This is a genomic window from Microcoleus sp. PH2017_05_CCC_O_A, from assembly GCF_020738785.1.
Lineage (GTDB): Bacteria > Cyanobacteriota > Cyanobacteriia > Cyanobacteriales > Microcoleaceae > Microcoleus.
In genome coordinates this window covers 1-15,408 of sequence record NZ_JAEQCB010000037.1, presented here as the reverse complement: position 1 = coordinate 15,408, position 15,408 = coordinate 1, and the positions used below count along the sequence as shown (strand labels likewise).

General features: G+C 44.6%; 12 protein-coding genes. 3 read left to right on the top strand and 9 right to left on the bottom strand.

The genetic code is table 11. The annotated features are described in order from the left end of the window. The 3 genes from JGK20_RS10935 to JGK20_RS10925 all read right to left on the bottom strand — a co-directional run bounded on the left by JGK20_RS10935 (window position 1) and on the right by JGK20_RS10925 (window position 3,097). Window positions 1-1,143 carry an AAA family ATPase gene (locus JGK20_RS10935; protein ID WP_293230413.1) on the bottom strand — a complete coding sequence of 381 codons (1,143 nt, stop codon included), beginning with the start codon at window positions 1,141-1,143 and terminating at the stop codon, window positions 1-3. Window positions 1,144-1,281: 138 nt separating this feature from the next. After that, entirely contained in the window at window positions 1,282-2,463 is a 1,182-nt protein-coding gene (locus JGK20_RS10930; RefSeq protein ID WP_293197933.1) for an RtcB family protein, read from the bottom strand. Between the two features lie 247 nt (window positions 2,464-2,710). Next, window positions 2,711-3,097: a DUF2358 domain-containing protein gene (locus JGK20_RS10925; protein ID WP_293230410.1), complete on the bottom strand. Its 387-nt coding sequence runs from the start codon at window positions 3,095-3,097 to the stop codon at window positions 2,711-2,713. Between the two features lie 163 nt (window positions 3,098-3,260). Between JGK20_RS10925 and JGK20_RS10920 the strand changes: the two genes are divergently transcribed. After that, a complete protein-coding gene (locus JGK20_RS10920; protein ID WP_293190605.1) occupies window positions 3,261-3,875 on the top strand; it encodes a glutathione S-transferase N-terminal domain-containing protein in 615 nt (204 codons plus the stop codon). 225 nt (window positions 3,876-4,100) lie between these two features. Here JGK20_RS10920 and JGK20_RS10915 read toward each other — a convergent pair whose 3' ends face one another. The 4 genes from JGK20_RS10915 to JGK20_RS10900 form a co-directional block, all read right to left on the bottom strand. Then, window positions 4,101-5,525 carry an NADP-dependent isocitrate dehydrogenase gene (locus JGK20_RS10915; protein WP_293230408.1) on the bottom strand — a complete coding sequence of 475 codons (1,425 nt, stop codon included), beginning with the start codon at window positions 5,523-5,525 and terminating at the stop codon, window positions 4,101-4,103. A 160-nt stretch (window positions 5,526-5,685) separates the two neighbouring features. After that, window positions 5,686-6,300: a DedA family protein gene (locus JGK20_RS10910; protein WP_293183920.1), complete on the bottom strand. Its 615-nt coding sequence runs from the start codon at window positions 6,298-6,300 to the stop codon at window positions 5,686-5,688. Between the two features lie 300 nt (window positions 6,301-6,600). Next, window positions 6,601-7,878 (bottom strand): adenosylhomocysteinase, encoded by a 1,278-nt coding sequence (ahcY, locus tag JGK20_RS10905; RefSeq protein ID WP_293183917.1) that lies wholly within the window; start codon window positions 7,876-7,878, stop codon window positions 6,601-6,603. Between the two features lie 134 nt (window positions 7,879-8,012). Beyond that, window positions 8,013-8,624, bottom strand: a complete 612-nt coding sequence (locus JGK20_RS10900; protein WP_293190606.1) for a VTT domain-containing protein — start codon at window positions 8,622-8,624, stop codon at window positions 8,013-8,015. Window positions 8,625-8,776: 152 nt separating this feature from the next. On the opposite strand from JGK20_RS10900, the gene JGK20_RS10895 reads away from it, so the two are divergent. Then, the gene (locus JGK20_RS10895) at window positions 8,777-9,574 is read left to right on the top strand and encodes a mechanosensitive ion channel domain-containing protein (RefSeq protein ID WP_293183911.1); all 798 of its coding nucleotides are present in this window, start codon (window positions 8,777-8,779) and stop codon (window positions 9,572-9,574) included. Between the two features lie 801 nt (window positions 9,575-10,375). Here the strand turns inward: JGK20_RS10895 and JGK20_RS10890 are convergent. Together JGK20_RS10890 and JGK20_RS10885 are read right to left on the bottom strand one after the other, a co-directional pair. Further along, entirely contained in the window at window positions 10,376-11,059 is a 684-nt protein-coding gene (locus JGK20_RS10890; protein WP_293183908.1) for a PEP-CTERM sorting domain-containing protein, read from the bottom strand. 761 nt (window positions 11,060-11,820) lie between these two features. Further along, window positions 11,821-12,420 carry a sulfite oxidase-like oxidoreductase gene (locus JGK20_RS10885; protein ID WP_293183905.1) on the bottom strand — a complete coding sequence of 200 codons (600 nt, stop codon included), beginning with the start codon at window positions 12,418-12,420 and terminating at the stop codon, window positions 11,821-11,823. A gap of 436 nt (window positions 12,421-12,856) precedes the next feature. Here JGK20_RS10885 and JGK20_RS10880 point away from each other — a divergent pair. Continuing rightward, a partial coding sequence (locus JGK20_RS10880) for a sigma 54-interacting transcriptional regulator (protein WP_293230405.1) occupies window positions 12,857-15,408 on the top strand: 2,552 nt, incomplete at its 3' end.

Sequence of the window (15,408 nt, the reverse complement as noted above, 5' to 3'; positions counted from 1 at the left end):
CTACGATTGTTTTTCGAGAATTTTGTTTAACTGAATAAATGCGTCTTGTTTAGATTTACCTAGATGATAATCCGAGGCATTACAGGTTCTAATGTGTCCGCCTTGTCGAGTAACAATTTTCCAATATTCATAGGGAATATTATTTATAATATAAGGGTGATGACTTGTGGCAATAAATTGCAAGGTTTTATTTTCATGAATCAGGTCATCAGTTAAGATATCAATACAATTAATTCCTAAGCTATTCTCAAATTCATCAATCAATATTACCGAACCTTCATTTGAGAGAAAAATTTCGCCAAGATGAATAATTGTACGTAACATACCCGAAGACATCCTATCTTCCCTAATCCATTTAGGCACAGATTTCTCTTTGATAGAAATAACAGGGACAAATATATCAGCAAATCCTTTGAACAAGTCGTCTGTTTTAAAAGGCTCAACTCTGACATCTTCGATTTGTTGAAAAACATCAATGAATCTTGACTTAATTGCTTCAAAAATATCTAACTTATTTTCATAAATCAGATATAGCTTAGTTCTAATATCCTCATCGCTATTTACTATGCTCTCTAAGGTTTGATATTTGTTTTTAATCGAGTGCAAAGATTGCTTTGAGCTTCTAAGACGCAGACCGTTGATTGTATGGTCGCGATATTCTATTTTATTTAGAGCATCAAAAGCTTCTTTTATAACAGTTTCTTCTTTTAATAAATACATCATTGATTGATGTGAAGAAAGCTTTGGTATTTGGCTATTTTTGAATTTTATATCCTCTTTATTCCGCTCAAATAATACCTCATTTTTTGAAATCAGTTTTTCATAAATAAATGATGGTTTTTCATTTTCATCTGGGTTTTCTTTTTCAGGATCGTCAAAATTTAGTTCATTGGTTTCAACAGTATCAAAACCACCTTCCCAAATAAATTCAGTGCCGTTTACAGTAGAAAATATGATTTTCCATTCCAATCCATTGATAGCTTTTCCATTGGCTATACGTTTTAAATCGATAATTCCACGCAAGATTTGGGTTTTGCCTGCACCTGATATGCCAACTAAAAGAGTTAAATTGGATGAAAATTTAATTTCATCAAAATCCCAACCCAAAAAATGATTTTTTAATTGGAGTGAAATAATTTTCATAAGTTAATTCTTTTTGTTCAAATTGCTAAAAATATTTAAATTGTTGCAGTTGAGCAATATTGTAGCATGGAAGAAAGAGGAGACGATCGCAAAACTTCAACCCTAAAATAGGCTGAAAATCTCTCCCCACTTCCCCCATCACCCCTTGACGCAAACCACCTGCTTCAGAGTCGCCACAACTTCCACCAAATCCGACTGCTGACTCATCACCTCCTCAATCGGCTTATAAGCCCCCGGAATTTCATCTAAAAATTCCTCATTTTTTCGACACTCAACCCCCTCAGTTTGCCGCACAAAATCATCGAGAGTGAATACATTCTTCGCCTTACTGCGAGACATCAATCGCCCCGCACCGTGAGAACAAGAACAGTAACTTTCCACATTACCTTTGCCCTTCACAATAAAAGATTTCGCCCCCATCGAACCTGGAATAATCCCCAAATCGTCAACTTGCGCGCGCACAGCACCTTTGCGAGTCACATACACATCTTCCCCAAAATGCACCTCTTTTTCCGCATAATTGTGGTGGCAATTCACCTGCAACAGCGGCTTCGTAACTTTGCCACCCGCGAGATGCTTTTCCACAATTTTCTTAAACCGATTCATCATGATATCGCGATTAAAACTCGCATAATCCTGTGCCCACTGCAAATCGTGCCAATAAGCAGCAAACTCCGGCGTACCCGCTACAAAATAAGCTAAATCTTTGTCAGCCAAACTAATTTCTGCGAGTTTAGCTAAGTCTTTGGCAGTGTCGATGTGGTGTTGGGCTAGCAGATTGCCGATACCGCGCGAACCAGAGTGCAGCATCAGCCAAACCGAGTTTTCGGTGTCAACGCAAACCTCAATAAAATGATTGCCGCCGCCGAGGGAACCTAACTGTTTTAAAGCTTTATTATCTTGGTGCTGGACTCCTTGATGCAGTTCCTTGAAATCGCCCCATCTTTGCCAGTTGGTGACAGATTTTTCGACTTCTTTGTTTTCTGCAAATCCGACGGGAATTGCTGCTTCGATATCGAGGCGAATTTGTTTGAGTTTGCCTTCTAATTTGTTGGCGCTGAATGGCATTTTTACGGCCATCATCCCGCAACCAATATCCACGCCCACAGCAGCCGGAATAATTGCTTCTTTTGTGGCAATTACTGAACCGACTAAAGCTCCTTTTCCTAAATGTACGTCGGGCATTAATGCGACGTGTTTGAATACAAAGGGCAAAGATGCTACATTGGTTGCCATCTTGGTCTCTTTGTCGCCCAGGGCGTGATTTGCCCAGGATAATACTGGTTTTGGGGTGGATATTTCTAATTTTTCGTAGGGCATTTTTGTTTAAATATATTTAACTCGATCTACTGTGTAGTATATTTGTAACACAAATATCGGCTAAGGTCAATAGCCCGATCGCCCAAAACGCGGTTTTCAACCAAAAAACTTACTTCAAACCTCGAATATCCGTTAAAAACCCCGATCGCAGGCAGAAAGTTTGTAGTGAGGACTTCAGTCCTCCAAAAGAGCGCCCTACAAGCTCAACCCGCTCGCAGTGCACACCCTACAGGCTACTTACAGGCGGTTATTTGTCGATCGCAAATATTAGTTGTTTCAGCACATCCAACCGCGAACAGTTCCAGTAATCGATGTGGGAAACGATTAAACCGTCGCCGTTAACCTTCAGTTCGCTTTTACCCGCGATCGCCATTTTCGGTTTCCAAGGTAGAGGCGCGATCCAACTCAGAGTCCAGCGAGTTTGTACAGTATCTCCAGACTGAGAAATATCGTGCAAGTCGAGTTTAATCTGTTGAAAAAAAGTTCCCATAAACCCGATCATTTTTCGGTAGCGATCGACTCCAGTAAATCGATTTACTGGGTCTTCAAAATAAACATCTTTTGCATAAATGCTGTAAGTCTGATTTTCAGGAAATCTGCGGTAGTCATCTTTAAGAATTTCCAGAATATTCATTATTATTAATCATACGCCTTAAATCACTATAATATAATCATACCAAAAAATAGGGTTTCCCATCCGGGTTCCCAGGATTCCCCAAGTTTTTAGAACAGGGTATAAATTCCAGTCTTAAAAACCTTGTCCTCAACTGTCAACTGTCAACTATCAACTGTCAATTATGATCGACCTCTACACTTTTACCACACCGAACGGCCGCAAAGTCTCGATCATGCTCGAAGAAATAGGTTTACCCTACAACGTGCACGTCATAGACATCAGCAAAAACGACCAATTTAGCCCGGAATTCATCGCCATCAACCCCAACAGCAAAATACCCGCTATAGTCGATCGCGATAACAGCATTACAGTCTTCGAGTCAGGCGCCATCCTGATCTATCTAGCCGAAAAAGCAGGCCAATTTCTGCCCACCGACAAACACAAATACTTTCAAGTCATGGAGTGGCTGATGTTTCAAATGGCCAGCGTCGGGCCAATGTTCGGACAACTAAACCACTTCAGACGTTTTGCACCCGAACAAATTCCCTATGCAATTCAACGCTACGAAAAAGAAACCTTGCGCCTCTACGGAGTATTAGATTCTCAACTAGCAAAATACGAATACATTTGCGGCGAATATTCGATCGCGGATATCGCGACTTATCCGTGGGTGGCTATTTACGAATTTCAAGGATTAACCCTCGACAACCATCCCCACCTCAAACGTTGGGTAGAAAACTTGCAGAAGCGTCCCGCCGTTGAGCGCGGTATGGCTGTTCCAGCTATACAAAAATAGCACTTTTTGTAGCGGGCTAGGAGCAACGCCCCACAATCAAATATTCTGGTTTTGGGCGGGCTAGAAGCCCACCCCACAATCAAATATTCTGGTTTTGGGCGGGCTAGAAGCCCACCCCACAATCAAATATTCTGGTTTTGGGCGGGCTAGAAGCCCACCCCACAATCAACTTCACTCTTTCTTTGTGGAACGGGCTTCTAGCCCGTTCAAAAAAATCCCTCAAACCTAATCACCAAAGTGCTTAATAATCGCTTCAGCAAACTCAGAACACTTTAACTCAGGTACAGGCGGCTCCATCAACCTTGCCAAATCATAGGTAACTTCACCGTTAGAAATTGCCGCGCCCAAACCCTTCTTAATCAAATCTGCCGCTTCCTGCCATCCCATATATTCTAACATCATCACTCCCGACAAAATCAGGGAACCGGGATTAACTCGATCGAGACCGGCGTGTTTAGGTGCAGTGCCGTGAGTCGCCTCAAAAACAGCACATTCATCACCAATATTCGCACCGGGGCCCATGCCCAATCCGCCGACAATTGCTGCGGCAGCATCTGACAAATAATCGCCGTTTAAATTCATCGTCGCCAAAATTGAATATTCGGCTGGTCGAGTTTGAATTTGTTGGAAAATACTGTCAGCAATTCGGTCATTGACCATGATTTTTTCTTTCCACTTTCCGCTACCGTGACTTTCCCAAATTGCGGACAGAACATCGGCAACTTCTTTACAAATTACGGCTTGTTTTTCGGGTGTCAAAGCATCGTAGCCCGGATCTATTTGGCGGGCATTTTCTTCTAAGCTAATCTCGGAATTGTGCTCTTTGTTGCCGAGAATCCAGGACTCTCTTTCTGTTACGCAATCAGCACGAAATTCGGTGGTTGCCAACTCGTAACCCCAATCTCGGAAACCTCCTTCGGTGTATTTCATGATGTTGCCTTTGTGCACCAAGGTTACTTGCTGCTTATCTTTTGGCAACCGCAAAGCGTGGGTAATTGCCCGCCGCACTAAACGCTGAGAACCACTTTTGCTAATTGGTTTAATGCCGATCGCAGAATCGAGGCGTATTTGTTTTTTGCCGTGTTCTGGCGTTGCAGGAATTAACTCATTGTTGAGGTATTCAATTAGTTTGTTACCGATTTCACTGCCTTGTTTCCATTCAATTCCCAGGTATATATCTTCTGTATTTTCCCGGTAAATAATTACATCTAGCAGTTCGGGAGTTTTGTGCAGCGATGGGGTGCCATCGTAATATTTGCAGGGCCGCACGCAGGCGTAGAGGTCAAATATTTGGCGCAATGCTACGTTGAGCGATCGAATTCCGCCACCTACTGGGGTTGTCAGCGGGCCTTTGATGGCGACGCCGTACTCTTTGATGGCATCTAGGGAATCTTGGGGTAAATACTGGTAAGTACCGTAGACATCGCAGGCTTCGTCGCCTACGTAAATCTTGAACCAGTTGATTTTCCGCTGGCCTCCGTAAGCCTTTTCTACGGCAGTATCCATGACTTTCTGGGATGCTGGCCAGAGGTCTACGCCCGTACCGTCACCGCGTATGAAGGGGATAATTGGGTCGTTGGGGACGATCGGCGAACCGTCTTTGAATGTAATTTTAGAACCAGTTGTGGGGGCTACAATCTTTTCGTACATATCTTAACAGTGCGGATAGCAATTCTCCTTATTTTGCCACGATTATCTGTCTAAACCTCAAATTTTTCTAAATAATTGCCAAAAATTTGGATGACTTTATTTTTTACCGCACAGCAAAGCAGATGAACGCAGATAAACGCAGATTCTTTTGATGATGTCTTTATTTGCGATATTTTTCCTTCTGCATATTCTTTTTCACAACCCACAAAATAAAGCCGATGACAATAGTCACGGCAACTATTTTGGAAACGGGAGCGAGGTAATCATCTACAAGTGCATAATTTTCACCTAATTTATATCCGGCAAAAGTGAGGAAACTCACCCACAAAATTGTGCCGATTGTTGAGTAGACTAAAAACGGGATTAAAGCCATATTGTTGATGCCGGCGGGCAGGGAAATCAGAGTGCGAACTCCCGGTACGAGGCGACACAAAAATACGGCTTTGTTGCCGTGTCTGTTAAACCATCTATTTGATTTGTCAATATCTGCACCGGATACTGTAATCCATTTGCCATATTTGTCTGCTAAATTTCTCAAGCGTTCTTCGCTCAATAATTTGCCGGCATAGTACCAGGGAAGTGCTCCGAGAATGGTGCCGATTGTCCCTGCTGCGATCGCCAGGGTTAAGTCCATATCGCCCTTCGATGCGGTGAATCCTGCCAGCGGCATGATCAATTCTGAGGGGATCGGCGGGAACAAATTTTCTAAGAACATCAACAGTGCAATGCCGAGATAGCCCATCGACTGCATTGTGTTAGTTATCCATTCAACCATTTTGATTTAATAATTGGTAATAGGTAGTCAGTAGTCAGTAGTCATTAGTCAGTAGTTTGCTCGTTCCTAGGCTCTGCCCATTGGTGACAACTTAAGACTGAAAGCCCTGAGAAATGTCGTTTTTACCTGAGTCTAGATCCCCCTAAATCCCCCTTAAGAAGGGGGACTTTGAGAAGATTCCGGTTCCCCCCTTATTAAGGGGGGTTAGGGGGGATCTAGACTTCGACACAAACAAGAAAGACTATCGGTTTAACATTAACTTGCCAGCAATGGGATTGCCGCTACAACTCAATACTATGATTAAGTGCCCGAAGTCCAGGAGTTGGTGTACTCAATTTGATCGGGAGTCAAGGTATCAATGTAAATACCCATTGCTTCCAATTTGAGACGCGCGATTTCTCTGTCAACTTCCACAGGGATTGAGTGAATACCTGGCTCTAGTTTGCCTTTGTTTGTGACAAGATGTTCGGCGGCTAAAGCTTGGTTGGCAAAGCTCATATCCATCACGGCGCTAGGGTGTCCTTCGGCGGCTGCCAAGTTGATCAAACGGCCTTCGCCCAAGACAATAATCGACTTGCCGTTATTGAGACGGTATTCTTGAGTGAAAGAACGTACTGTCTTCACGCCAGTGCTTTTTGCACCGAGGGATTTGAGGTCAATTTCGATGTCGAAGTGACCGGAATTGCAAACCATTGCGCCGTCTTTCATGGTGTCGAAATGTTCGGCACGAATGACGTGTTTGTTGCCGGTGACGGTGATGAAAATGTCTCCGACGGTGGCTGCTTCGTCCATTGGCATCACGCGGAAACCGTCCATCACTGCTTCGATCGCCCGAATCGGATCGATTTCGGTGACAATTACGTTAGCGCCCATGCCGCGAGCCCGTTGTGCCGTGCCTTTGCCGCACCAACCGTAGCCTGCAACTACAATATTTTTACCGGCTAACAAAATATTGGTAGCGCGGATAATGCCGTCTAGAGTAGATTGACCGGTACCGTAGCGGTTGTCGAAGAAGTGCTTGGTGTCGGCGTCGTTAACGTTCATGGCTGGGAAAGTCAGCACGCCATCTTTCAACATCGCCCGCAGACGTACAATGCCTGTGGTGGTTTCTTCGGTAGTTCCGATCAAGTCGGAAATTTGGTTGGGGCGGTGCTGGATCAGGGCTGCTACCACGTCGCTGCCGTCATCGATGATGATGTTTGGACGGTGATCTAGGGCTGTGTTAACGTGACGTTCGTAGGTAGCCGCGTCTTCTCCTCTCAGGGCGAAGACGGAAATGCCGTAGTCTTCAACTAGGCAAGCTGCTACGTCATCTTGGGTGCTCAAGGGGTTGCTGGCGATGAGTACAGCGTCTGCACCGCCCATTTTCAGGGCGATCGCCAAATGAGCTGTTTCTGTGGTGACATGGCAGCAAGCTGAAATACGGATGCCTGCGAAGGGCTTTTCTTTAGCGAAGCGTTCTTGAATTTGACGCAATACCGGCATTTCGCGGCCGGCCCACTCGATACGTTGCTTGCCCAACGGGGCGAGGGATAAGTCTTTGACTTCGTGTTTAATTTTGACGGATGTAGCTACCATTTATGTTATTTCCCAGAAATCATTCAACTTTGTTAGTTGTACCAGATTAACCTAGGTCGCTGCAAGTTCCCCGATTTATAGATATTGTGCCCGATCGACCTTTTTGACACACACCAGTCTCGCACTCCTCGCCATCAATCTTTTTTGTTAGCGCGGCGTTCTTGAATTATATGAATAACTGAAGGCACAAAAGAAAGTACAATTATTACACCAACAATCGGCAGTAAATATTGGTCAACTTTGTCCGGAGGAATCATCTTTCCCAAAAAATAACCGAGTAGAGTCAGCCCCACCGTCCACACAAACCCGCCGATCAGGTTGTAAAACATAAAAGTTTTGTATTTCATTGCCGCCACTCCCGCCACTATCGGTGCAAAAGTGCGGACAATTGGCATAAATCTCGCCAGTACAACTGCTTTTTGGCCGTGTTTTTCGTAGAAGTTTTCGGTTTTATCTAAATATTCTTTCTTAAACAGCCAGGAATCTTCCTTGTTAAATAAGCGACGGCCCCAGCGGTGTCCAGTTGCATAGCCCACATTATCGCCAGCCACCGCGCAGACAAAACACCCAAAAATTAGCGTCCAAATATTCATAGAGTTTGGCCCCGACGCCACAATTCCAGCAGCAAATAGCAAGCTGTCTCCCGGCAGAAAAAAACCGAACAGCAATCCGGATTCTGCGAACACAATAGCCCAAATTCCCAAATAGCCGAAGGTTTTAATCAGTTGCTGCAAATCAAAATTCATCTTTCTGTTTTTCCGGGGAATGAACTCAGCAGTACATATGACATCTCGGATATCATTGTCTGTTGAATATAGCATAAACGAGGGTCAGGCAAAATAATAAATTAGCCAGCGATCGATATATTTACTTAAAAATTTTTAGTTCAAATTTAACAATGGGCGCCATAATTCAACAAATCCAAACTAGCTTGTTAAATCTGCTGGGTCAAGCGATCGAGGCAATGCCTTCAATAGCAGCGGCTGTGGTAGTTATTGTGCTGACGAACACGGCAGCAAAGTTTGTTAGCCTCGCAGTCTCGGCAGCTACTCAACAGACTGTCAAAAGTTTATCCTTGCGATCGCTCTTGGTGCAGATAGCCTTTGCCCTCACTTGGGCGGCTGGCAGTTCGATCGCCTGCGTCATTGCTTTCCCGGCTTTGCGTCCCGGAGACATCATCGGTTTGTTAGGATTGGGTTCAGTAGCTGTTAGTTTTGCCTTCCAAGATATCTTCAAAAACTTTTTAGCAGGCATCTTGATGCTGTTGCACGAACCGTTTCAATTAGGCGACCAGATAGTTGTAGAAGGCTTTGAAGGTACTGTTGAAGAGATTTCGATGCGATCGACTCAAATTATGACTTATCAGGGAGAGCGAGTGATTGTGCCGAATGCGATCGTCTTTACCAATTCAGTGCGGGTACTCACAGCCATGCCGCACAGGCGAACTGACTTGCCTTTAATTTTGGACTACGATACCGAACCTTCCTTGGCAATTGAAACCTTGGTCAAAGCTATTTCCGAAGTCGAAGGTGTTTTTTCGCAACCAACCCCAGAAGTAGATATTTCAGGTCTTAACGATGGTTCTTTGCATCTGATTGTCCGTTATTGGACGCTGCCGGAACTTTTCACAGGTGCGACGGACAAAAACCAGGGCTGTGGTGGCGATTCTAGCCGCGTGCGATCGAGCGGAGATTAAAATTCCTCAACCCGTACCGGTAAAGTTGTATGACTTACGCTCCTCGAACAACTCTGCGTCAAATTCAGCTAGCGACGCATAATTAAGGATCGCAAATTAAATAATTTACACAAGTTTGTGGAATGGGCGTCCCGCCCGTCCAGAAAGGACGGGCGGGACGCCCATTCCACAAGAATAATAAAGATTGTAAGTTATTTAATTCTCATTCCTAAGCTACTGCCAGAGTGGGAGAGTGGGAGAGGGGGAGAGAGGGAAAGGGGGAGATGGGGAGATGGGAGCATCTCAATTTTTGCAAAAAGCATTTTTTATTCTAGTGCTGTCCCCGATCGCGTATTTTATAAGCCAATACGGTTGACTTAACGCTTTTTGACGAATGTCATCTCAGGATTTTCTAGGCAATACAGGCATTTCTTGAAAGTCAGATTGTTCTTAAGTCAACCGTATTGTTTTATAAGGAATGAGAATTAAATAACTTCCACAAGTTTGTGGGATGGGCGTCCCGCCCGTGCTTTTTGGACGGGCGGGACGCCCATCCCACAATAACAATTAAAATTGTAAGTTATTTAATTTGCGATCCTAAGCAAGCGAGTGGGGACAGCACTACAAATGCAAAACAGAGATTCTCCCTGCGAAACATCCTCTTCCCTCTTCCTTCTTCTTTCTTCCTTATTCCTGATGACTACTGACTAATGACTTCTTTCTTCAAGCAAAAGGCGAGCCGATTTCCCATCAGCGCGCCTGAAAATTTTATGCTTTTTTTGTCAAACGTAATTGAACAGATCGTTCCGTTTCAAAAAATTATCAAACTGTCTTGCTAGCGCGGCGGCGGCGGGCTGCAACCAAGCCGCCCAAACCGAGAGCCAAACCAGTCATGGTAATCGGTTCGGGAACTGCTTCTGCGCTGACGGTGAAGTCTTGGAAGTCTGCGTCGTTACCGCCACCGCGATCGTCAAAGGAGATCAGAGTGCCTCCGTTAGACAGAGAAGCTGTTCCATTTGTATAGCTTCCAGCAGCTTGGAAAGCGTTTGTTGTTTCTCTGCCGAGCGCTGTCCACAACGAGGATCCGCCAAACACGGCTTGTTGGGTGCCAGCGTTCAATGCCGAGGTCGAGTAGACAGTGCCGCCATCGCCGCTGTTGAGTCCCAAAGTGTAAACTTGATTTGCCAGGAATGTGAATACTGCTGTTCCCGAACCCAAGACTGTATTGCCCAAAGATCCTTTCCATTCGTTCTGGTCGCCATTGTCAGAGGATTTAGTTTCCGAAAACAGCGTGCTAACTAGAGATGTCACCGAGCCCACGCTGTAAATTCCCAAAGAGGAAGTGTAGCCACCGTGAGACTCTTTGAAGTTAAACTTGACATCTGTATTGTTGGCGAAGGTGATACCGTTGGTACCAAAGGAGAAGGCTTGGGCTGGAGATCCTGCCCCTAACAAAGCGGTGGCGACTGCGGTAGCTGTTAGGGCGGATAAGAGTTTGGTATTCATGACCTGATTCCTTGTGTTGCAATAATTAATTAATAATTTCATTATCTGATAGTTTGTGTTTGTTTTTTTCACTTTATGTGAATTTTGACCAACTCTTTATCAAGCCTTTACAATACCTTTATAAATGCTGTCGAGCCAATCGGTAAGCGGGCGATCGCTCCCTAAAAATACACACCAAAAATTATAAAAATTAGGGCTATAAACCTTGCACTCGCGGTCATGCGAGCGCTAACCCCCAACATAGATTTCGGTGAGTTTATCCTAATTTTTAATTTTCTTCCAAGTCTAAATCTTTAACAGCCAACACTTAGGTACAAACACTGTCAGTCTATTTTAGATTTTAGATTTTAGATTTAGTTGCACGATTGAATCTGGGAGATTGAACTCGGGTAGAAAATTTTGGCTTGTACCCTGACGCTCGTGCACGTGGGACGGTACCTGTTTTTGGGCAGGGTCACTGTCTGGGAATCTAACAGTTATAAAAGTTTTCTATTAATCCAGAAACTAGGAATATTTGTTGTTTCCGACTCGCGTATGGGAATTAAAGTAGTCGATCGCTCGGGTAAATTACTGACAAACTGCGATCGTTGGGTTTAGGTCTTGTGGTTGAACAACACAGAGCCCGCACCGTGATGGATCCCAAAGATGCGATCGAGAGGGGCTTTCTGCTTTGAAAATTGCCAAAAAGCAGATTTCCATCAGAAAATACCATATATAGATGCGCTTGGCAAGCCCTATTCGCGATAGATCGTCAGATCGCATCAAAAAAGACCGCTGTAGCGTTCCTCAGCCCAAGGTTCGCCCCTGCGGTGGTAGCCGTTGCGTTCCCAAAAACCGAGTTGTTCGGTTTCTGTAAACTCCAGGCCGTTAATCCATTTCGCGCTTTTCCAGGCGTAGAGGTGCGGAACTACCAACCGCATCGGGCCGCCGTGATCGGGGGATAGCGGTTCGCCGAAGACGGTGTGGGCGAAAAAGTTTTCTTCTCGGAGGAAGTCGGCGATCGCAATATTAGTAGTGTAGCCGCCGTAGCAGTGTTCCAGGACGTGGAGGGCTTTAGGATCGACTTCTATGCTGTTCATAAAATCCGTGACTTTGACTCCCGTCCACTGCACGTCTAGTTTTGACCAGCGGGTGACGCAGTGAAAATCCGCAGTAAAGTTACTTTGGGGCATGGCCTGGAAGTCAGACCAAGTGAAGGTTTTTGGTTTTGCCAATCCCCAGACTTTAAATTCCCAAGTCTCAATGCTGACGGAGGGTGTATCGCCGTAAGTCAGAACGGGAAAGCCGTTGGCGAGGTATTGACCCGGGGGGACGCGATCGCTGTTATCTGATTCTGGCTTGCGAAAAAATTTGCCCTGCATTTATTCAAACTCTACAGTAAATGACTGCAATCCTCAGTATAACTTAGAGACAACTACAAACAACAGCTTTACCGGTGGATGATTTACCGACTTTGACCGAAATTGCAACGCTTGATTTTTTCCCGTTTTCGCCACCGAAATGATGCTGATGAACATTGGCGAATTATTAAAATATTGCTGCCGCAAGTGGAGTTTGCGAGATCGTTTTAGGATGGCAACCTCAGCGACTGGGGAAACGTTTTCACGTGCAGATTGCCCGAGGATGCGTAGAAAAAATATATTAGAACTGGGAGTGTCGATCGCCTATACTGAAGAGAAAAAATTCACACCACACTAAAACTCAAAAGGCTAGTTCCAGCAGTTAATATTGATTGATGTAGCACAATGATATATCCTACACCAACTACCACGATTCGGCTTTCGCCGGCGCTAAGCGATGTCTACCGAAACATTAGTTAACTGGCTCGAAGAGAACACGGAATTAGGCATATTATCCCGCGATATCTTACAGGCGATCGCGCTGGAAATGTCCATGTCAACTTTTCCCCCGGGATTTCGAGTGGTAATCGAAGATACACCAGTCACCAATCTCTACATCCTAGAAAGAGGACAAGCCGATCGCTACCGCCGCAAACAACCGGGTTTAATGTGGGGGAGTAGTTTGTTACCGGGGGCGATCGTCAATTTATCGGCACTCCAGCGATCGCAAGCTGCGGATAGTAGAATTATTACTCGTACAGAATGTCAATTTTGGGTCATTAGTGCCGATCGCTGGCGCAATTTACTAGAAAGATATCCGCAGATTGTCGAAGCCTACGCCCAACGTTTGGCTGCGAAATTAGAGCAGTTAGAAGCAGAAATCGCCTACGAAAAAGAGCGTCAAAATGCCCTCCGCAGCTATCTAGTACCGCAGGCGAAACGGGGAGTCATTGGGAATAGCCGTTATGCGGTAAAATTGCGGCAACAAATTCGCACTGCATCGAGTGACGCGCGATCGGTATTAATCTCTGGCGAACCCGGTTTAGAAAAAGATAATTTAGCCGCTTTAATTCATTTCGGTTCAAGTCGCCGCAACGAGCCAATTATTCAGATCAAAAGTGCCTTGCTTCAGAGCAATGGAGCAGAATTATTCGGGCGTTTGGGCGGTAAGCCAGGGTTGTTGGAATGGTTGGGAGAAGGGACGTTAATTTTAAATGACGTTCAAGAATTACCCGCTCAATTAAGCCCCCAAATTCAGCAACTATTAAGCCAGGGAACCTATACACCAGTTGTCAGAGAAGGACAAATACCGCGGCCACCGCGTTCTAGCAATGCCCGAATAATTTTAATCTCAGAAATCGTCCAACCCCAGCTAGATAAGCTAACGCAACACAAGATTAAAGTACCGTCATTGCGGGTGCGTAAAGAAGATTTAGAAGCACAAGTCAACTATTATCTCAACATCTTTTGTCGCCAAAAGAAATTAGTCAAGCCCCAAGTCACGCCGGAAGCAATTCGCCGCTTGCAAGCCTACGATTTTCCGGGAAACTTGCAGGAATTGCAGGGAATGGTCGATCGCGCTTTAGTTCAAGCACAAGGAAGTCAGGTATTAACAGAAGAAGTCTTTTGGGCGCAGGCGGCAAAGCAACAAAAATTTAGACTCAATTTATTCAAGATATATCCCAAATTTCGGCAATTTTTACGTAGCGATTGGTATCCCGATCGCGTGAATTATTGGTTTACCACTTGGGTATTTGCATTAGTGGTAACTATCCTGTTTGTTGCTCCCCAAGATCGACAGCATAATTTTGCCCTAAATATCTTTTGGGCTTGGTGGTGGCCGTTAATTTTATTATTATTCCCCATCATCGGGAGATTGTGGTGTGCTTTTTGCCCTTTTATGATTTATGGAGAAATCGTCCAGAAACTATCGCTGAAAATTTTCCCACGAACTCTCAATAAATGGCCGCGCCAATTAGCCGAAAAATGGGGCGGATGGTTTCTCTTCGGAATGTTTACTTTGATATTTCTGTGGGAAGAGTTGTGGAATTTAGAAAATACTGCCTATTTATCCAGTTGTTTGTTATTGCTAATTACGGCGGGCGCGGTAATTTTTTCGCTAATATTCGAGAGGCGGTTTTGGTGTCGTTATTTATGCCCGATCGGGGGTATGAATGGATTATTTGCTAAACTCTCAATTATCGAACTGCGCGCCCAACAAGGAACCTGCGCGGCGGAATGCAGCACCTACCATTGCTATAAAGGAGGCAAAGGTTTTGGGGAAGGATTAACTACGAATGGATGTCCGGTTTATTCCCATCCCGCCCAATTAACCGATAATAAAGATTGCGTCTTGTGCATGACTTGCTTAAAAGCTTGTCCGCATCGATCGGTAGAATTAAATCTGCGCCCTCCCGGAATTGAATTGTGGACTACCCACGTTCCCCACGGTTATGAAGTTGCACTATTATTTCTATTATTAGGCGGAATTTATATCCACCGCTTGCCGGAGATAAATATTTTGTTGGGGCTGGGCATCAATTTAGAACAATTTTTACCACATTTAGGAATGTCAATCGCGGTGTTAATTATCCCGCCGATGATTCCGTTATTTGCCTATGCAGTCATGCAAGCAATTTATCGATTGGGAAAAGCAGAAAGTATCCCATTTAAAATTACTAAACCCCTTTCATTTGTCTGTCTCGCCTACGGATATCTACCTCTAGTTTGGGGCGGTAGTTTGGCTCACTATTGGCGATTGGGTTTGCAGGAAGGCGGGCGAGTGATTCCCGTAGCTTTTGCGACTTTCGGACAAATTAGAGATGATTTGCCGAGTTTTGTGGGAGATCCGGCGGTGATTAGTTTCTTGCAAGGTCTAACTTTAATTGTATCATTGTTGGTGACGATATTTGTGACTCAGAAAATTGCCAAGCGATCGATTAAATCTTTGATGCCTCAGCATTTAGCGAGTTTGTGTTTGATGGTGAGTTTGTGGTATGCGATCGTGGG